This window comes from Fodinibacter luteus (genome assembly GCF_039541575.1).
Lineage (GTDB): Bacteria > Actinomycetota > Actinomycetes > Actinomycetales > Dermatophilaceae > Fodinibacter > Fodinibacter luteus.
In genome coordinates, this window is the sequence record NZ_BAABGM010000004.1 from 1 (window position 1) to 18,504 (window position 18,504).

The 18,504-nt window shown below is 74.2% G+C and carries 16 protein-coding genes; 5 read left to right on the top strand and 11 right to left on the bottom strand.

The features are described from left to right. The first annotated feature begins 180 nt into the window (after positions 1-180). Entirely contained in the window at positions 181-1,680 is a 1,500-nt protein-coding gene (locus ABD899_RS04365; RefSeq protein WP_345202729.1) for a long-chain-fatty-acid--CoA ligase, read from the top strand. Positions 1,681-1,829: 149 nt separating this feature from the next. On the opposite strand, the gene ABD899_RS04370 is transcribed toward ABD899_RS04365, so the two are convergent. The 4 genes from ABD899_RS04370 to ABD899_RS04385 all read right to left on the bottom strand — a co-directional run bounded on the left by ABD899_RS04370 (position 1,830) and on the right by ABD899_RS04385 (position 5,494). Continuing rightward, the gene (locus ABD899_RS04370; RefSeq protein WP_345202731.1) at positions 1,830-1,988 is read right to left on the bottom strand and encodes a hypothetical protein; all 159 of its coding nucleotides are present in this window, start codon (positions 1,986-1,988) and stop codon (positions 1,830-1,832) included. A 481-nt stretch (positions 1,989-2,469) separates the two neighbouring features. Continuing rightward, positions 2,470-3,471 (bottom strand): DMT family transporter, encoded by a 1,002-nt coding sequence (locus ABD899_RS04375; protein WP_345202734.1) that lies wholly within the window; start codon positions 3,469-3,471, stop codon positions 2,470-2,472. Next, complete coding sequence (locus ABD899_RS04380; RefSeq protein WP_345202737.1) at positions 3,468-4,574, bottom strand: uroporphyrinogen decarboxylase/cobalamine-independent methonine synthase family protein; 1,107 nt, start codon at positions 4,572-4,574, stop codon at positions 3,468-3,470. The genes ABD899_RS04375 and ABD899_RS04380 overlap by 4 nt, the downstream gene beginning before the upstream one ends. Continuing rightward, positions 4,571-5,494, bottom strand: a complete 924-nt coding sequence (locus ABD899_RS04385; protein WP_345202739.1) for a DUF1272 domain-containing protein — start codon at positions 5,492-5,494, stop codon at positions 4,571-4,573. The genes ABD899_RS04380 and ABD899_RS04385 overlap by 4 nt, the downstream gene beginning before the upstream one ends. 128 nt (positions 5,495-5,622) lie before the next feature. Here ABD899_RS04385 and pdxR point away from each other — a divergent pair, with 128 nt between their 5' ends. From pdxR to ABD899_RS04400, 3 genes are all read left to right on the top strand, one after another. Beyond that, complete coding sequence (pdxR, locus tag ABD899_RS04390) at positions 5,623-7,047, top strand: MocR-like pyridoxine biosynthesis transcription factor PdxR (protein WP_345202742.1); 1,425 nt, start codon at positions 5,623-5,625, stop codon at positions 7,045-7,047. 170 nt (positions 7,048-7,217) lie between these two features. Continuing rightward, positions 7,218-8,309, top strand: coding sequence for an SDR family oxidoreductase (locus ABD899_RS04395; RefSeq protein WP_345202744.1), 1,092 nt, complete (start codon positions 7,218-7,220; stop codon positions 8,307-8,309). Between the two features lie 17 nt (positions 8,310-8,326). After that, positions 8,327-10,441 (top strand): dehydrogenase, encoded by a 2,115-nt coding sequence (locus ABD899_RS04400; RefSeq protein ID WP_345202746.1) that lies wholly within the window; start codon positions 8,327-8,329, stop codon positions 10,439-10,441. Between the two features lie 32 nt (positions 10,442-10,473). On the opposite strand, the gene ABD899_RS04405 is transcribed toward ABD899_RS04400, so the two are convergent. The 5 genes from ABD899_RS04405 to ABD899_RS04425 form a co-directional block, all read right to left on the bottom strand. After that, on the bottom strand, positions 10,474-11,448 hold the full coding sequence (locus tag ABD899_RS04405) for a pirin family protein (protein ID WP_345202748.1): 975 nt from the start codon (positions 11,446-11,448) through the stop codon (positions 10,474-10,476). Positions 11,449-11,518: 70 nt separating this feature from the next. Next, the gene (mnmA, locus tag ABD899_RS04410; protein WP_345202751.1) at positions 11,519-12,646 is read right to left on the bottom strand and encodes a tRNA 2-thiouridine(34) synthase MnmA; all 1,128 of its coding nucleotides are present in this window, start codon (positions 12,644-12,646) and stop codon (positions 11,519-11,521) included. Beyond that, a complete protein-coding gene (locus ABD899_RS04415; RefSeq protein WP_345202753.1) occupies positions 12,646-13,824 on the bottom strand; it encodes a cysteine desulfurase family protein in 1,179 nt (392 codons plus the stop codon). Before ABD899_RS04415 ends, mnmA begins: the two co-directional genes overlap by 1 nt. 53 nt (positions 13,825-13,877) lie before the next feature. Beyond that, on the bottom strand, positions 13,878-14,834 hold the full coding sequence (locus tag ABD899_RS04420; RefSeq protein WP_345202757.1) for an electron transfer flavoprotein subunit alpha/FixB family protein: 957 nt from the start codon (positions 14,832-14,834) through the stop codon (positions 13,878-13,880). 33 nt (positions 14,835-14,867) lie between these two features. Beyond that, positions 14,868-15,659, bottom strand: coding sequence for an electron transfer flavoprotein subunit beta/FixA family protein (locus tag ABD899_RS04425; protein WP_345202760.1), 792 nt, complete (start codon positions 15,657-15,659; stop codon positions 14,868-14,870). Positions 15,660-15,872: 213 nt separating this feature from the next. Between ABD899_RS04425 and ABD899_RS04430 the strand changes: the two genes are divergently transcribed. Then, on the top strand, positions 15,873-17,159 hold the full coding sequence (locus ABD899_RS04430; protein ID WP_345202763.1) for a DUF2254 domain-containing protein: 1,287 nt from the start codon (positions 15,873-15,875) through the stop codon (positions 17,157-17,159). An 86-nt stretch (positions 17,160-17,245) separates the two neighbouring features. Here the strand turns inward: ABD899_RS04430 and ABD899_RS04435 are convergent, their stop codons facing one another. Continuing rightward, the gene (locus ABD899_RS04435) at positions 17,246-18,025 is read right to left on the bottom strand and encodes an enoyl-CoA hydratase/isomerase family protein (protein ID WP_345202766.1); all 780 of its coding nucleotides are present in this window, start codon (positions 18,023-18,025) and stop codon (positions 17,246-17,248) included. Then, on the bottom strand, positions 18,022-18,498 hold the full coding sequence (locus ABD899_RS04440; protein ID WP_345202768.1) for a T3SS (YopN, CesT) and YbjN peptide-binding chaperone 1: 477 nt from the start codon (positions 18,496-18,498) through the stop codon (positions 18,022-18,024). Before ABD899_RS04440 ends, ABD899_RS04435 begins: the two co-directional genes overlap by 4 nt. Positions 18,499-18,504: the final 6 nt, after the last annotated feature.

The following is an 18,504-nucleotide window of genomic DNA, read 5'->3' on the forward strand; positions in this document are numbered from 1 at the left end:
ACCGGCTGGTCCATGCAACAACCGTACACATGTCCACCGACAGGCCCCCACCGTCATCCACAGCCCCAGCACCGACTCCTCGCGCCCCGACCGCGTCCACCGTTACAGCAGAAGGTGTGGCGCCGCGACCGCCCACGGGTGAGGATGGGGCAGCCCTCCCCGCCGGACCAAGGAGCCCCGATGACCAACCTCGCGACGAACCTCACGAACACCGCCGCGAAGTACCCCGACCAGGACGCCCTCCGGATCAACGGTCAGGGGGTGACCTACGCCCAGCTCCACGGCATGGCGGCCAAGCTGGCCGGTGCCCTGCGCGCCCACGGGGTCGAGCCCGGCGACCGGGTCGCGATCATCCTCCCGAACGTCCCGGCCTTCCCGGTCGTGTACTGGGGCATCCTCCTCGCCGGCGGCATCGTCGTGCCGATGAACCCGCTGCTCAAGGCCGGGGAGATCGACTACTTCTTCACCGACTCGGGCGCGAAGATCGCGTTCGTGTGGCCGGACTTCGTGCCCGAGGCCACCAAGGGCGCCGAGAACAGCGGCACTCGGATCGTCGAGTGCGGGCCGATGGGACCGGCGCCCGGGACGTTCGAGGGTGGCGAGCCGATCGTCGAGCCCCACGATCGCGCCGACGACGACACGGCGGTCCTCCTCTACACCTCGGGCACGACCGGCCGGCCGAAGGGCGCCGAGCTCACCCACTCCAACGTCCACCTCAACGCGATGCGCTCGGCTCAGGTGATCCAGCAGATCACTCCCGACGACGTCGTCATGGGCTGCCTTCCCCTCTTCCACGTCTTCGGGCTCGTCGTCGGGCTCAACGCCGCCACTGTCGCCGGCGCCAAGCTCGCCCTCATCCCCCGCTTCGACCCGGCCGCGGCCATCGAGGTCATCGAGAAGGAGCGCGTCACGATCATGCAGGGCGTGCCGACGATGTACGCGGCCATCCTCAACCACCCGAGCTCGGACGGCATGGATGCCTCGTCGCTGCGCACCTGCGCCTCGGGCGGCTCGGCGATGCCGCTCGAGGTCATGCGCTCCTTCGAGGAGAAGTTCGGCTGCATGATCCTCGAGGGCTACGGCCTGTCGGAGACCTCGCCCGTGGCGTCGTTCAACATGCCCACGATGGAGCGCAAGCCGGGCACGATCGGCGTCGCGATCCCCGGCTGCGAGATGAAGTGCGTCGACCTCGACGGCAACGAGGTGCCCGTCGGGGAGGTCGGCGAGATCGCGATCCGCGGCGACAACGTCATGAAGGGCTACTGGAACAAGCCCGAGGCGACCGCGGAGGCCATCCCGGACGGGTGGTTCCGCACCGGTGACCTCGCGACGATGGACGCCGAGGGCTACTTCACGATCGTCGACCGCAAGAAGGACATGATCCTGCGCGGCGGCATGAACGTGTACCCGCGCGAGGTCGAGGAGTGCATCTACGCCCACCCCGACGTCCTCGAGGTCGCGGTCGTGGGGATGCCGGACGAGCTGCTCGGCGAGCAGGTCGGCGCCGCGGTCGCGCTGCGTGAGGGATCGACGGCGACCCCGGAGGACATCATCGAGTTCGCCAAGGAGCGGATCGCCGCCTACAAGTACCCGCGCACGGTTTGGGTCGTGCCGGAGCTGCCGAAGGGCCCGAGCGGCAAGATCCTGCGTCGCGAGGTGCACCGGCCCACCGAGGGATGAGCGCCCCACCGTCACCGTCACCGTCACCGTCACCGAGGATGCCGTCCGACACCGCACGGATGCCGTCACCGTCACCGGGGATGCCGTCCGACGCGGCACGGATGCCGTCCGACACCGCACGGATGCCGTCACCGTCACCGGGGATGCCGTCACCTGACGCCGGCGCGGACCCGCCCGCCGACCGGCTCGCCCGCCCGTGGGTCCGGGCCGGCCTGGCCCTGCTCGCCGTCTGGTCCGGGCTGCTCGCGCTCGCCGTCGGCCTGTGGCTCGACCTCGCGTTCCTCCCGGCCGAGGACGAGGGCGTGCACGGCTACCTCGCCGTGCTCGGAGCACCCTTCGTCCTCGTCGCGGTGGGCCTGTTGTGGTGGGCGTGGCGGTCCGCCCGGGCCCTGCTGGCAGGGAGGCGGGACGGGTGGACGAGGCTGCTCGTCGTCGGCGGGGTCGCCGTGGCCCAGGCCGTGATGACGGCCCGGGTGTCGTCGCGGCGTCCGCGGGGCCGGGCACCGCGGGTGCGGGCGATGCCGGTGGCCCGCCGCGCGAGGTGCTCGCAGGGCTCCTGGCCACCATCGGCCTGGGACTGGCCACGCTGGTCGTCGCCGTGCTGGGCCGTCGTGCCTGGGCACCCGTCGATGCAAGGGACCACTCCGACGCCGAGTGAACACCACCGACGCCGACCGGACGCGGCCGAGCCGAGCGAACGGGCCACACGGTGCCCGGGGTGGCTCACGGTCACTCCACCGGGGCGACCCGCATCGGGCGCCGAGAACCCTTCTCAGGTGAGGTGGGGGTCTATCGGCTGGCCCGAGGAACCGGGTCGCGGGTGGCACGGGCCTCCTCGCGGTCAGGCACGACCGGCTCGGCGGGGCGCGGGCGCCGGTTGATGACGGCGGCGGCCGCGAGGACGACGACGAACCCCACGACCTGCCACGGCCCGAGGTGCTCGTCGAGCACGAGCACGCCGAGGAGCACCGACACGACGGGGATGAGGTAGGTGATCGTCGACCCGACGACCGGGCCGGCGCCGCGGACGACGTCGAACTGCAGCATGTAGGCGAAGCCGGTGCCGACGAGCCCGAGCACGAGCGTCGCGGCGAGCGGCAGCCACGGCCACGCCCCGGCACCCTCGAGGTCGTAGGCCCAGATCGCGGCGAGCCCCTCGGGCTGGACGAGCGCCCACCCCAGCACGAGCGGCACCATGAGGACGAGCGCCGTGGCCAGGGTGGCCGCCGGCTGCGAGAGGCCACCGAGGTCGACCCCGCTGAGGAATCGCCGGTTGTACGTCCACCCGATGCCGTAGCTCGCCCCACCCGCGAGCGCCATCGAGAAGCCGACGAGGTCAGGCCGGTCCGTGGCGGTCCACGGCTGCATGATCGTGACGACCCCCGCGAAGCCGACCCCGACGGCGACGAGCCGCCGCCCGGTCGCCCGCTCCCCCGGCAGGATCGCGAGCGTCGCGAGGACGGTGGCGATGGGTGTGGCGGCGTTGCCGATGCCGGCGAGCGCCGAGCTGATCCGCGTCTCGGAGAGGGCGAACAGCGTGAACGGCAGCGCGCCGAGGAAGAAGCCGCAGACGAACAGGTGGCCCCAGACCCTCGCCCCCGTGGGCAGGCGGCCGCCACCGGCGAGGAGCAGGCCGAGGAGCACGACCGCGCCGGACAGGATCCGCAGGGCGGAGATCTGCACGGCGGACATCGCCTCGAGGCCCACCTTCATGAGCAGGAAGCTCGACCCCCAGATGAGCACGAGGGCGATGTACTTCACCTGCCACGGGACGCGCGGCTGGATCTTCACGACGGGACCTCCTCGGCGAGCCGGCGCGCGGTGTCGAGCGCCGCCCGCACAACGTCGCGAGCCCCTTCGGGTGTGAGCGCGGCGAGGCCGCAGGTGGGCGAGACGACGAGGTCCACGAGGTCGCCGGCTCCGAGGCCGGCCCGTTCGAAGCCCTCGAGGACCAGCGCGCGCGCCCGCACATCGGCCCCCGGCCCGCCCGGACCCCCTTGACCGCCCGGACCGCCCGGCCCGCTCGGACCACCTTGACCGCCTTGACCGCTCGGACCACCCGGCCCGCCGGGAAGGTCCGTTCCCGAGCCCTCGGTCGCCAGGCAGCCGGCGACGAGCCCGGTGCCGGCCTCGAGCGTGGCGGCCAGCGACTCCCAGCGGGCCGGCGTCGCAGCCGTGACATCGACGGAGAGCGCCCCGGCCCCGGTCGCGCGCAGCAGGGGCAGCGGCGCCGAGGGGTGGCAGCAGTGCACGACCGTGGCACCGTCGTGGGCGGCGAGCACGCTCGCGAGGCCGCGCACGACGGCCTGCGGGTCGACCGACCGCACCCGTCCGTAGCCCGACGACGTCGGGAGCGAGCCCTCGAGCACCGCGATGAGGGACGGCTCGTCGACCTGGAGCACGACGTCGGCCCCCGGCACGAGCCGGCGCACGTCGCGGACGTACCCCGCGACGCCGTCGGCGAGCGAGGCGACGAGGTCGGCGGTGGCGCCCGGGTCCGAGACGAGCCGTTCGCCGCGGGTGAGGCGCAGCGAGGCGGCGAGGGTCCACGGGCCGGCGACCTGCACCTTGAGAGACCCGGTGTACCCGTCGTACGCCTCCACGAGCTCGTCGAGGTCCTCGCGGTGCAGGGCCCGGGTGCGCGCGGCGTCGCGCCCCGGCCGGTCGACGAGGCGCCACCCGCTCGGCTGGAGGTCGACGGGCAGGTCGACGAGCAGCCCGGCGGCTCGCCCGATGATGTCGGCTCCGGGCCCGCGGGCAGGGGTCTCGGGAAGGTGCGGCAAGCCGACGCCCTCACCGTCGACGAGGAGGTCGCGCACGGTGCGCACGGCCTCGCGCACGCTCGTGCCGGGCCACGAGCCGATGCCGGTCGCCCGCACGGTCGCGCCGCTCACGGGGCCCACCGCTCGGCGAGGGCGGTGACGGATGCCGGGACCGGGGTCCCCGCCTCGACCGACCACGGGGCGGGCTCGGGGTGGCCGGCGACGACGCGCAGGGACACGACGCCCGACCACGCGGTCGTCTCCTCGTCGGGCACCGCGGCGCCGCCGGAACGCACCTTGAGCACCCACCGGCCGGCGGCGATCGGCAGGGACATCGCGAGGGTCGCCGCGACCTCCTTGGCGGACATCGGACGCACCTCGCCGGTGCGGCCGGGGACGAGCCGCTCCGAGATGAGCTCGAGGGCGGCGGTGCGCTCGTCACCGGTGAGCGGCGTGAGCTCGCCGTGGACGACGGCCGAGCGGTAGTTGGCGGAGGACTCGAAGGTCGTGTGCGCGACGACGAGGCCGTCGACGACGGTGACGCACAGGGCGGCGGGGGCCCCGGCGGCGACGTGGCGCAGCGCCCCGGCCCCGGTGGAGCCGTGGAGCAGGATGCGGTCGCCGTCGCGGGCGAAGAGCATGGGGACGACCCAGGGACGGCCGTCGACGACCGTCGACAGGGTGCCGGACAGGACCTCGTCGAGGAGGGCGTCCAGCTCGGCGCGGTCGGCGCGGGCGCGCTCGGCGAGCCGGTGCAGCCGCTCGGGCGGCAGGTCGGTGGTGGGCCGGGCGCGGCCGGCGTAGCCCGGCCCGGGGCAGTCCCCCGCCGAGACGACCCGGGTCGTCGACCCGGGGTGGCGCACGAGGGCCTCGCCGACCCGGGTGGGACGAGGCATGAGGGTGCCCCCGCAGTTCGGGCAGGACCGCCCGAGGTGCTCGGCGCACCCGGCGCAGAACGTGCACTCGAACGAGCAGACGACCGCGCCGACCTCGTCGGCGGGCAGGTCGACGTCGCAGCACTCGCACCCCGGTCGCATCTGAAGCCCGCTCACGACGTCATCCTCTCCCGCCGTCCCGACGGGGCCGGCATCCGCTCGTCCGAGGACGATTGCACCCCAACCAAGTGGCCCACGCCGAGATCCAGTGACGACGACTTCCGCAGGACCAGTATCGTGGCCGGATGCCGCGCACCGCCCGCCCGGTCGAGCTCGCCCTCACCGTCCCCGACGGCCCGGGGCCGCTGCGGCACCGGGTCGCGGACGCCGTCGTCGCCGAGCTGCGGGCCGACCGGCTGCGCCCGGGCGACACCCTGCCCTCGACCCGCACGCTCGCGGCGGCGCTCGGGATCTCGCGGGGCCCGGTCGTCGCCGCCTACGACGAGCTCTCGGCGGCCGGCTTCGTCGTGAGCCGGGCCGGCTCGGGCGCGGTCGTCGCCCCGGGCGCCGACCGGGCCGCCGCCGGCGGTGCGCTGACCCACGTGCACACCCCGGACGGCCGGCACAGCGCCACCGCCCCACCGGCCGGCGCCGTGCCCCGCTGGGACCTGCGGCCGGGCCGACCCGACACCACCCTCGTCGACGCCGCGGCCTGGCGACGGGCCTGGCGGGTCGCGGGCTCGGTCGTCCCGGGCAACGACGCGGGTGCCGGCCCGCCGCACGAGCGGCTGCGCCGGGTGCTCGCCGAGCACCTGCGGCGCAGCCGCGGCGTGGCGGTGGCGCCCGACGACCTCCTCGTCGTGCCCGGTGTCGGCGCGTCGCTGCGCGCCCTGCCCGCCGCCCTCGGCCTCGTCGGCGCCGTCGTGGCGCTCGAGGACCCCGGCTACGCCGAGGCGTGGACCGCCTTCACGACCGAGGGTGCACGGGTCGCCGCCGTGCCCGTCGACGACGACGGCCTCGACCCGGCGGCGCTGCCGACCGACGCGGCCGCCGCGTACGTCACCCCGTCGCACCAGTACCCGCTCGGCGCCCGGATGCCGGTCACGCGCCGCGTCCAGCTGCTCGAGTGGGCGCGGGCCACCGGAGGCCTCGTGCTCGAGGACGACTACGACGGCGAGTTCCGGTACGACGTCTCTCCCCTGCCCGCCCTGCGCTCGCTCCCCGGCGCGGGCGACCACGTCGTCTACGTCGGCACGGCGTCCAAGCTCGTCGCACCGTCGCTGCGGGTCGCCTGGCTCGCCCCACCCCGCCGGCTGCGCGAGCGGCTGCGGCTCGAGCTCGAGGCCCGAGGGCTCGTCGTCAACGAGGCGACCGGGCTCGCCCTCGCCGAGTTCGTCGCGTCCGGCGCCCTCGCCGCGCACCACGCCCGGGTCACCCGCACGTACGCCGCGCGCCGCGCCGCGCTCGTCGCGGCCGTGGCCCGCCACCTCCCCGGTGCGCAGCTCGCGGGGGTCGAGGCGGGGCTGCACGTCGTGCTCCGCCTCCCCGACGACGTCGACGACCTCGACGTCGTCACCGGGCTGGCCCGGCACGGCCTCGCCGCGAGCCCGCTCTCGGCCTACGCCGTCGAGGCGCCGGTGCGTGGCCTCGTGCTCTGCTACGCCGGCCTGCCCGAGACGCAGGCCGACGCCGCCGTGCGCGTCCTGGCGCGGGTGCTCCTGGCGGGGTGAGCGTCGCGACCGCATCGTGCCCGGGTCACCGCCCGGGAGGGATGTGTTCTCGAAGACCCTCACGACCCGCCGGCGGGGCATGTGGATAAGGTGGGACCAGGTCCGCGCCGGTGACGTCGCCGGGACCCTCCCGTGCGCAGTTCGCAGGACCGAGTGAGAAGGCGATCCCCGTGCCCCAGCTGCTCATGACCGGTTTCCCGGGGTTCCTCGGGTCCGCCCTGCTGCCCCGGCTCCTCGCGCGCCGCCCGGACACCGAGGCCGTGTGCCTCGTCCAGCCGCAGCACGCGACGCTCGCCCGCTCCCGCGTCAAGGAGCTCGAGGTCACCGACCCCGACACGACGGGGCGGGTCCGGCTCACGCTCGGCGACATCACGGCATCCGGGCTGGGCCTGGACCCCGAGGAGCGGGCCCGGCTCGACGACGTCACCGAGGTGTGGCACCTCGCCGCGGTCTACGACCTCGCCGTGCCCCCCGCCGTGGCCCGCCGCGTCAACGTCGACGGCACGGCCAACCTCGTCGCCTTCAGCCGCGAGCAGCCGGGCCTGCGCCGGTTCCAGTACGTCAGCACGTGCTACGTGAGCGGCCGCCACGAGGGCCTGTTCAAGGAGGACGCCCTCGAGGAGGGCCAGGTCTTCCGCAACCACTACGAGCAGACGAAGTACGACGCCGAGGTGCTCGTGCGCGCCGCGATGGCCGACGGCCTGCCCGCGACCGTCTACCGTCCGGGCATCGTCGTCGGCGACTCGGCGACGGGTGAGACCCAGAAGTACGACGGGCCCTACTTCCTCGCCACCTTCCTGCGCCGCCAGCCACCGGTCGCCCTCGTCCCGGCGCTCGGCGACGCCGACCGGGTGCGGGTGTGCCTCGTCCCCCGCGACTTCGTCGTCGGCGCGATGGACGAGCTGTCGGTGCTCGAGCAGTCCGAGGGCCGCACCTACGCCCTCGTCGACCCCGACCCCCCGACCGTGCGCGAGGTCGTCACGACCTTCGCCCGCACGCTCGGCAAGCGGGTCGTCTGGGTGCCGCTCCCGCTCGGGCCCGTGCACACCCTCGTCGACCGGGTCCCCGGCGCCGAGGCCCTGCTCGGGCTGCCCGCCGAGGCGCTCGACTACTTCGCGTCACCGACGACGTACGCCACCGACCACACGACGACCGACCTCACGGCATCCGGTCTGACCTGCCCGCCCTTCGAGAGCTACGCCGAGCGGCTCCTCGACTTCATGCGGGCCCACCCCGAGTACGACGCCCACGCGATGACCTGAGAGGCCGGAGGACCGTCATGGCTGCAAAGAGGAGGAAGCGCGCCGAGCGCGCGCTGCTGGTCGTCGAGATCAGCCTGGGGTCGTCGGCGCGCGACCACGACGTCGAGGTCGACTTCCTCGGCCGGCCCTACCGGCTCGTGCGACTCGGCACCGACGGCGACCTGCACACCGCGCAGACCCTCGTGCGCCGCTGGTCGGCGATCGCCGACCAGGTCGCCGTCAACGGCGCCGCCGAGGCGGTCGCCACCGGCCTGCTCGACACCGAGCCGATAGAGGCGACGACCGCGATGGTGCGGTCGGCTCCCGACGGCGTGGCGACCGACGGGCACCGGCTGCGCGAGGTGCTCCAGGAGTGGGCGGTGCGCCGCGTGCAGTTCGAGATGCCCGGGTACTTCACGAACGCGCGGACCGTCGTCCTCGGCTCCGACCACGGCCGCGCCGTCGGCGTGCTGCGCGAGTACACCGACAACCTCCACTTCGACGACCCCGTGCTCAGCGTCGGGCTCTCGCACCGCCTCGGTGCCGCCCCCCTGCTCGGGATGGCCGCCGAGGTGTCGACGTGGCCGCTGCGCCAGGTGCGCACCGCCGTCCAGGACGAGGTGCTACTGCCGGCAGAGCTCGTCAACCGCTCGTGGCTGCGCCGCCGCGCCCAGGACAGCGACGTCGTCGTCGCGGCCTACCACGAGCTCGTGGCCTTCGGTTTCGCCGACCTGCACGGCAAGACCGTCATCACCTCGGCCGTCACCGACGACCAGCTCGCCGACCTCGCCTCGCGCGACGTCGACCTCGTCCTCGACAGCACGCCGCAGCCCTTCGACGTCACCGTCGACGTCGCCAGCCTCGAGGCGATGATGCGCGCCGCCGTGCGCGCCCCCGGTGGGGCGCCCGAGCGCCTGCGCGACGACGACCTCCTCGAGATGATCGTGGCGGCCGGGCTCGAGCCGCGGGTGCTCCAGCCCAACGGGCCGCGCCGCAAGAGCCGGTTCGCCTTCGTCATCCACCCGCTCTCGCAGAAGTTCTTCCGCAACGTCGAGCCCCTCGGCACCGTGGCGCGGGTGTCGCCGCCGGTCGTCATGGATGCCGTGGAGAAGGTCATGGCCTACCTCCCGCCGTTCGTCTACAGCCACGTCACGGGCGTCACCTCGCCGACCGGGGCCGAGGCCGAGGGCTGGCTCATCACGGTGGGCGGCACCCCCAAGGAGCTGCTCGCCCACGACCCGGAGTTCACCTACGACAAGCTGCTCGCCGCCGCGGAGGTCGCCCGCAGGCTCGGCGCCCAGGTCATGGGGCTCGGCGCCTTCACGAAGGTCGTCGGGGATGCCGGGGTCACCGTCGCCCGCAAGGCGTCGCTGCCGATCACGACGGGCAACAGCTACAGCGCCTCGGGCGCCCTGTGGGCCGCCCACGAGGCCGTCGACCGGCTCGGCCTGCTCGAGCGCGGCGACGACGGCATCATCCGCGGTCGGACCATGGTCGTCGGCGCGACCGGCGCCATCGGCTCGGTCTGCGCCCGGCTGCTCGCGCTCGCCAGCGACGAGCTCTGGCTCGTGTCCCCGGAGACGGCCAAGCTGCTCGCGCTCAAGAAGGACATCGAGCGCGAGCACCCCCGCGCCGTCGTGCACGCGGCGGCGACGCCCGGCAAGCACCTCGGCGACATGGACGTCATCGTCACCGCGACGTCCGGCGCCGGCAAGCGGGTCCTCGACATCATGGCCGTCAAGCCCGGCTGCGTCATCACCGACGTCGCCCGGCCGCTCGACCTGTCCGCCGAGGACGTCGCGAAGCGCCCCGACGTCATCGTCGTCGAGTCGGGCGAGATCGAGCTGCCCGGCGAGGTGCGCATGCGCGACATCGGGCTGCCCCCCGGGGTCGCGTACGCGTGCCTCGCCGAGACCGTCGCCCTCGCCCTCGAGGGGCGCTACGAGACGTTCACCGTCGGGCGGGCCATCGAGTGGGAGAAGGTCAAGGAGATCTACCAGCTCGGCCTGAGGCACGGCATGCGCCTCGCGGCGGTGTCGGGGGTCAACGGGGTCTACACCGACGAGGACTTCGACCGGGTGCGTGCCCTCGCCCTCGCCGCGCGCGGCGAGGACGCCACCGCGACCCGGGGCGGGCGGCGCACGGCCGTCTGAGGCGTGCCTGACCCCGGCCCTCGGGCCCGGGGTCAGAGGACGTCGTGCCCGGGGTGCGGCTCGGACGGGATCGTGCCGAGGCGACCGGCCTGGAAGTCCTCGAAGGCCTGGACGAGCTCGGCGCGGGTGTTCATGACGAACGGGCCGTACGCCGCGACGGGCTCGCGGATCGGCCGGCCGCCGAGCACGTAGAGGTCCAGGCTCGGGCTGCGGCTCTCCTGGCTCTCGTCCGCGCCGACCTCGATGACGTCGCCGGCGCCGAGCACCGCGAGCTGGCCCATCCGGATCGGGCGCCGGTCGGCTCCGACGCTGCCGCGCCCGTTGAGCACGTAGACGAGCGCGTTGTAGTCGGTGTTCCACGGCAGGCGGACCCGGGCGCCCGGCGCGACCGTCGCGTGGAGCACGGTGATCGGCGTGTGGGTGATGCCGGGACCCGGGTGGCCGTCGAGCTCCCCGGCGATGACCCGCACGAGCGCGCCGCCGTCGGGGCTGGACAGGAGGGCGACGTCCCCGCCGCGGATGTCCTGGTAGCGCGGGGGAGACATCTTCTGTGCGCGCGGCAGGTTGACCCACAGCTGGAGGCCGTGGAAGAGCCCGCCGCTCACGACGAGCTCCTCCGGCGGCACCTCGATGTGCAGCAGCCCCGACCCGGCGGTCATCCACTGGGTGTCGCCGTTCGTGATCGTGCCGCCGCCACCGTGGGAGTCACGGTGCACGAACGTGCCGTCGATGATGTACGTCACGGTCTCGAAGCCGCGGTGGGGGTGCCAGGCGGTGCCCTTCGGCTCACCCGGCGCGTACTCGACCTCGCCCATCTGGTCCATGTGGATGAACGGGTCGAGCGCCGCGAGGTCGACGCCGGCGAAGGCGCGACGCACGGGGAACCCCTCGCCCTCGAGGCCGGACGGCGCCGTCGTCACCGAGCGTACGGGGCGGGTGACGGCGCCGACGTGGGGCTCGGTCACGCGCGGCAGGGTCAGGATGTCGTCGACGGTCACGGCCGGCATGGTCATCAGCTCCTTCGGGGCCTCCATCCTCGGGTGCGGGAGGCCGCCGGGTCCAACAGTAGTTTAGTGCTCAACTATTCCCGGCGGCCGCCTGGCGGGATGCCGTGCGCGCGGTGCCGCTGATCGTCGCCGACCCGACGACCCGGGTGCCGTCGTACAGGACGACCGCCTGCCCGGGCGCCACGCCGCGCAGCCGGTGGTCGAGGCGCACCCGCACGGTGGGCGGCGTCGACGCCGCGTCCCCGACGACCTCGACGGTGGCGGGCACCTCCTCGCCGTGGGCGCGCACCTGGGCGCCCAGCCGCACCGTGCCTGCCGGCGCCGCCCCGCACCAGCGCACGTGGTCGCCCTCGAGGACGTCGACGCCGAGCAGGTCGGCCGTGCCGATGAGCACCCGGCCCGCCGGGGCGTCGATGCCGACGACGTACCTCGGGTGGCCGTCGAGGGCCGACCGGTCGAGCCCGAGGCCACGCCGCTGGCCGACCGTGAACCCGTGCGTGCCAGCGTGGCGGCCGACGACCTCGCCCGAGGTGGCGTCGACGAGCTCGCCAGGACGTTCGCCGAGCCGCCGGGTGAGCCACGCCCGGGTGTCGCCGTCGGGGATGAAGCAGATGTCGTGGCTGTCCGGCTTGCGCGCGACCGAGAACCCCCGCTCGGCCGCCTCGGCGCGCACCTGCGCCTTCGTCGAGTCGCCGAGCGGGAAGAAGGACCGGGCGAGCTGGTCGGCGTCGAGGACCCCGAGGACGTAGGACTGGTCCTTGGCCGGGTCGACCGCCCGGTGCAGCTCGCGCCCGAGCGGCCCCTCGACGACCCGTGCGTAGTGCCCCGTCGCGACGGCGTCGAAGCCGAGGGCCACCGCCTTGTCGAGCAGCCCGGCGAACTTGATCCGCTCGTTGCACCGCAGGCACGGGTTGGGGGTGCGCCCGGCTGCGTACTCGGCGACGAAGTCCTCGACGACGTCGCGCTCGAAGCGGCTCGCGAGGTCCCACACGTAGAACGGGATGCCGAGCCGGTCGGCGACGCGCCGCGCGTCACCGGCATCCTCGATCGTGCAGCACCCCCGCGCCGACTCGCGCAGCGTCGCGGCGGACCGTGACAGCGCGAGGTGCACCCCGACGACGTCGTGGCCGGCGTCGAGCAGGCGGGCCGCGGCGACGGCCGAGTCGACCCCGCCGGACATGGCGGCGACGACCCGCATCAGGACAGCCCTCCCGCCCGTCGGGCGCGCTCGACGACGCCGGGCAGCGCGCCCAGGAAGGCGTCGACGTCGGCCTCGGTCGACGTGCGGCCGAACGACAGGCGCAGCGCCCCGCGGGCCTGCGCCTCGGTGTGCCCCATGGCGAGCAGGACGTGGCTCGGCTGGGGCACGCCGGCCTGGCACGCCGAGCCCGTGCTGCACTCGACGCCGGCGGCGTCGAGGAGGTAGAGGAGCGAGTCGCCCTCGCAGCCGGGCACGAGGAGGTGGGCGTTGCCGGGCAGGCGACGGGTGGCGTCGCCGGGCGCCCAGCAGCCGCTCACCGTGATGCCGAGCCCGAGCCCGAGGGCGCCCTCGATGAGCCGGTCACGCAGGGCGAGGACGCGCTTGGCCTCGACGTCACGGCCCGCGACGGTCTCCTCGAGGGCGACGGCGAACGCGAGGATGCCGGCCGCGTCGAGGGTGCCGCTGCGCACCTGCCGCTCCTGCCCCCCGCCGTGGGCGATCGGGACGATCGGCGCGTCGCGCCGGGCGATGAGGGCCCCGACCCCGACCGGCCCACCGATCTTGTGCGCGCTCACCGTCATCAGGTCGGCACCGCTCTCGTCGAAGCGGACCGGGAGGTGCGCGACGGCCTGGACGGCGTCGGTGTGGAACGGCACGCCGTGCTCGCGGGCCACGGCGGCGAGCTCGGCGACCGGCTGGACCGTGCCGACCTCGTTGTTCGCCCACATGACGCTCGCGACGGCGACCCCGCCGGGCGCGAGGGCCTCGCGGAGCGCGTCGACGCCGATGTGGCCGCACCGGTCGGGCTCGAGCCAGGTGACCCGCACCCCCCGCGACCCGGCGAGGTACTCGACGGGGTCGAGCACCGCGTGGTGCTCGATGCCGCTCGCGACGACGCCGTCGAGCGCGGGGTCCAGGGCGCGGCGGGCGAGCCAGGCGCCCTTGACGGCGAGGTTGTCGGACTCGGTGCCGCCGGAGGTGAAGACGACCTCGGACGGCCGGGCCCCGAGGGCCGCGCCGATCCGCTCACGAGCCTCCTCGACGACGGCTCGGGCGGCCCGGCCGGAGGTGTGCAGCGACGACGGGTTGCCGACCCGCGCGGACTGCTCGACGAGCGCCTCGAGCGCCGCGGGCAGCATCGGGGTCGTCGCCGCGTGGTCGAGGTAGTGGGTCACGACCGTCCAGTCTACGTTCGCGCGGCGGCGGCCCCGCCTCCCTCCCCCGCGGGTCAGCCCTTGCGGCGCCTGACCTCGGTCGTGGCCTGCGGGAGCACGGTGAAGAGGTCGCCGACGACGCCGAAGTCGACGAGCTCGAAGATCGGCGCCTCCTCGTCCTTGTTGACGGCCACGATCGTCTTCGACGTCTGCATGCCCGCGCGGTGCTGGATGGCACCCGAGATGCCGGCCGCGACGTACAGCTGCGGCGAGACCTGCTTGCCGGTCTGGCCGATCTGGCTGCTGTGCGGGTACCAGCCGGCGTCGACCGCCGCCCGGCTCGCGCCGACCGCGGCGCCGAGGGAGTCGGCGAACTCCTCGACGGGGGCGAAGTCGCCACTCGTGCCACGTCCGCCGGCGACGACGATCGCGGCCTCCGTCAGCTCGGGCCGGCCGGTGGCCTGCTTGGGCTGCGAGTCGGTGACCCGGGCGGCCTTCGCGGCGTCGCTCACGGTGACCTCGAACGCCTCGACGGCGCCCGGCGCCGGGGATGCCTCGAGGGGAACGGAGTTCGGCTTGACGGCGATGATCGGGGTGCCGGTCGTGACCGTGGCGGTCACGGTGTACGACCCGGCGAAGACGGACTGGGTCGTCTCGATGCCGTCCTGCCCCGGGCGGACGTCGACGGCGTCGGTGATCAGGCCCGAGCCGGTCTTGATCGCCAGGCGCGCGGCGATCTCCTTGCCGGAGGCGTTGCTCGGGATGAGCACGGCCGCGGGCTGCACCTTCTCGACGAGTGCGGCGAGGATCTCGGCCTGCGGCGCGACGAGGAACGCCGCGGCATCCGGGTCGTCGACGACGTACACCTTGTGCGCGCCGTACTTGGCGAGGGTGACCTGGGCGCGGTCGGCGCCCGGGCCGACGTGCACGGCGGAGGGCTCGCCGAGGCGGCGGGCGATGGTGAGCAGCTCGGCGGTCGCCTTGCGCAGGCGTCCGTCGGCGTGGTCGACGAGAACGAGTACTTCAGCCATGGGTGGTGTCCTACCTGTCTGGGCGCGGCCGGGTCAGAGGAACTTCTGGGCGACGAGGAACTCGGCGAGCTTCGTGCCGCCCTCGCCCTCGTCGGTGACGATCTCGCCCTGCGCGCGCGGGGGGCGCTTCGCGAACGACACGACCGAGGTCCACGCGGCGTCGAGGCCGACCTGCGAGGGGTCGATGCCGAGGTCGGCCAACCCCCACTGCTCGACGGGCTTCTTCTTCGCCGCCATGATCCCCTTGAACGAGGGGTAGCGCGGCTCGTTGATCTGGTCGGTGACGGACACGACGGCGGGCAGGGCGGCCTCGACCGTCTCGGATGCCGTGTCCCCGTCGCGGCGGATCGTGACCCGGCCGTCGCCGACGGTGAGCTCGGCGGCGTAGGTGACCTGGGGCAGGCCGAGGCGCTCGGCGAGCATCGCGGGCACGACGCCCATGACGCCGTCGGTGGAGGACATCCCCGTGAGGACGAGCTCGGGTGCGCCGCCGGTGGCCTTGGTGACCGCCTCCGCGAGCACGAGCGAGGTGGCGACGGCGTCGGACCCGTGGATCGCCTCGTCGGTGACGTGCACGCCCTTGTGGGCGCCCATCTGGAGGGCCTTCTTGACCGCGTCGGCGGCGGCGTCCGGGCCGACGGTCAGGACCGTGACCTCACCCTCGCCGGCAGCCTCGACGATCTTGAGGGCCTCCTCCACGGCGTACTCGTCGAGCTCGGACAGCAGCCCGTCGACGGCCTCGCGGTCGACGGTCCGGTCGGACTCGCGGAACGTGCGGTCGGACTGGGCGTCCGGCACGTACTTGACGCAGACGACGATGTTCATGCGTGCTTCGTCTTCCTTCGTTGGTGGCGGGGGGCCCGGGCCAGGGCTCGGGGCGTGCCGTCGATTCTCTCAGCCGCTGAGCGCTTGTCCACCATCGTCGAGGCGTGATGCCCGCCACCCCACCGGTGCCCGAGTGGCTACACGAGCATCCGTGCGCTCCCGGGCGTGGGTCGGCTCCCACTTCCCCGTGCCCCGTCTGGGAGGATCACTCTCGTGGGCAGCGACGACGGCGGCGGGGGCGTGCGGCGCACCGTCGGCCCGGTCGGCGACCCGCACGTCGTCACCTGGTGGCAACGGCTGTGGCGGCCCTTCTGGGTACTCCCGTCGGCGATCTGCCTGCTCGCCGTCGCGGCCGGGGTCGTCCTGCCCCTCGTCGACGCGTGGCTCGTCGACGACGCCCCGTACCTGTTCGGCGGCAACGCCGACTCCGCGCGCAGCCTGCTGAGCACCATCGCCAGTGCGATGGTGTCGGTGACCGGGCTCGTCTTCTCGATCACGATGGTCGTCCTCCAGCTCGCGAGCAGCCAGTTCAGCCCACGGCTGCTCGGTGGGTTCCTCGCGAGCCGGGTCACCCAGGTCACGCTCGGGGTCTTCACCGCGTCGTTCGTCTTCGCCTTCATGGTGCTGCGCGACGTCCGTGGCGGGGAGTCCCCGTTCGTCCCCGAGCTGTCGGTGACGGTCGCCTTCGGGCTCGTGCTCGCGAGCGTCGCGATGTTCTTCGCCTTCATCCACCACATCACCACCTCCATCCAGGTCGGCCAGGTCGTCGACCGCATCGCGGCCGCCACGCTCGCCGTCCTCGAGGACGGCAACGAGGCCGAGTGGGCCGGCGCCACCGACCCTCCGTCGTGGGACCGCCACCCCGGCCCGTCCGTCGTCGTCACGACGGGCGAGCGCCACGGGATCGTGAGCCGGGTGCGCTACACCGACCTCGTCGAGCAGGCCGCGAAGGCCGGCGTGGTCGTCGAGCTCCTGACCCGGCCGGGCGAGGTCCGGCACACCGGACAGGAGCTCGCGCGGGTCCACGGCGCGCAGGGAGGCGACCCGGTGCTCGACCGGGTCCGGGCCGCCTTCGGGCTCGAGAAGGACCGGACCCTCGAGCAGGACCCCGAGTTCGGCATCCGACAGCTCGTCGACATCGCCGAGCGCGCCCTCTCCCCCGGCATCAACGACCCGACGACCGCCGTCCAGGTGCTCGACGAGCTGCACCGCATCCTGCGGGTCGCGTCGATCCGGCCGGACCGGTCGGCGTACCTCGTCGACCCGGCCGGGGTGGTGCGGGTCGTCGACCGGCCGACCACCTTCGCCGGGCTGCTCGACCTGGCCCTCGACGAGGTGGCCCACTACGGCCGGGACACCCTGCAGGTGCCGGCGCGCATCGAGCACCTCCTCGAGGACCTCGGGCAGGTGGCCCGGCCCGAGCACGCCGCGACGACCGCCGCGAAGCGGGCCCGGCTCACCGAGCGGACCTCCGGGGGCGAGCCCCTGCTCCGCCCGTGAGCTGCACCGACGCACGACCGCACGCCGCGACGTGCGACCGGAGGGCGCGACTGCCCCTGGACCAGGGACCAGGACCGGGACCGGGGTCAGGCGCCTTCGAAGGTCGCCTTTCCCGGGCCCTTCTCGACGAAGCTGCGCATGCCGGTCGCGCGGTCCCTCGTCGCGAAGAGCCCGGCGAACAGCATCCGCTCGATCTCGAGGCCACTGTCGAGGTCGACCTCGAGACCGCGGTCGATCGCCTCCTTGGCCGCCCGGAGGGCATAGGCCGGGCCGCCCGCGTAGCGGGCCATCATCGTGCGCGCGGTGTCGTAGACCTCGGCGGCCGGGACGACGCGGTCGACGAGGCCGATGGCGAGGGCCTCCTCGGCGCCGACGAACCGGCCCGAGAAGACGATGTCCTTGGCTCGCGAGGGCCCGACGAGCCGGGCGAGCCGCTGGGTGCCTCCCGCGCCGGGGATGATGCCGAGGAGGATCTCGGGCTGGCCGAGGCGGGCGTCGTCGGCCGCGACCCGGAAGTCGCAGGCGAGGGCGACCTCGCAGCCGCCGCCGAGGGCGTAGCCGGTGATGGCCGCGACCGTCGGCTTCGGCAACCGGGCCAGGGCGCGCGTGAAGTCCTGGAGCAGGGCGGAGTGGTCGACCATGTCGGTGTACGACATCGTCTCCATCTCCTTGATGTCGGCGCCGGCGGCGAAGACCTTCTCGCCACCCCAGACGACGACCGCGGCGACGTCCTTGCGCTCGCCGGCCTCGCGGCAGGCGTCGACGAGGCCGTGCTGGATCTCGGCGTTCAGGGCGTTCATCGGGGGGCGGTCGATGCGGATCGTGCCGACGCCGTCGGCGACCTCGAGCCGGACGAGGTCGGTCATGACGCGTCACCGCCGGTCGGGCCGCCCTCGGGGTCGGGATCGAGGCCGAGCACGCGCTGGTGCCAGATGTGCACGCCCGAGAGGATGACCTGGATCGAGACCTGGATGAGCGAGGACAGGTCGGCGCCGGGGGTCACGAGGTGCTCGCCCGTGACGACGAGCGTCGACCCCGCGATGCCGGTCTTGAGGCAGTTCATGTTGAGGTTGAGCTCGTTGCACGTCTCGTGCAGCCTGAGCCGGTCGCCGAGCAGGTCGTCCTGGATCTGCCACTGGCCGAAGACCCGGGCGATCTCGACCTCGCCCTCGGTGCAGCGCACGAAGAGGCGCTGCTCGTTGACGGTGAACGCCACGTCGCCGTCGTTGTCGAGGTTCGGCGCGACCCCGAGGTCGACGAGCACGTCGAGGACGCGGCCCCGCAGCGGGTGCTCGTTCGCGGGTGGCGGGAAGTTGGGCAGCGACGTGGGATCGGTCATGGGTCC

Excerpts from the sequence above, each read along its gene's own strand:
- ABD899_RS04365 (WP_345202729.1), top strand. The coding sequence starts at position 181 with ATGACCAACCTCGCGACGAACCTCACGAACACCGCCGCGAAGTACCCC.
- pdxR (WP_345202742.1), top strand. The coding sequence starts at position 5,623 with ATGCCGCGCACCGCCCGCCCGGTCGAGCTCGCCCTCACCGTCCCCGAC.
- ABD899_RS04400 (WP_345202746.1), top strand. The coding sequence starts at position 8,327 with ATGGCTGCAAAGAGGAGGAAGCGCGCCGAGCGCGCGCTGCTGGTCGTC.
- ABD899_RS04405 (WP_345202748.1), bottom strand. The coding sequence starts at position 11,448 with ATGCCGGCCGTGACCGTCGACGACATCCTGACCCTGCCGCGCGTGACC.
- mnmA (WP_345202751.1), bottom strand. The coding sequence starts at position 12,646 with ATGCGGGTCGTCGCCGCCATGTCCGGCGGGGTCGACTCGGCCGTCGCC.
- ABD899_RS04420 (WP_345202757.1), bottom strand. The coding sequence starts at position 14,834 with ATGGCTGAAGTACTCGTTCTCGTCGACCACGCCGACGGACGCCTGCGC.
- ABD899_RS04425 (WP_345202760.1), bottom strand. The coding sequence starts at position 15,659 with ATGAACATCGTCGTCTGCGTCAAGTACGTGCCGGACGCCCAGTCCGAC.
- ABD899_RS04435 (WP_345202766.1), bottom strand. The coding sequence starts at position 18,025 with ATGACCGACCTCGTCCGGCTCGAGGTCGCCGACGGCGTCGGCACGATC.
- ABD899_RS04440 (WP_345202768.1), bottom strand. The coding sequence starts at position 18,498 with ATGACCGATCCCACGTCGCTGCCCAACTTCCCGCCACCCGCGAACGAG.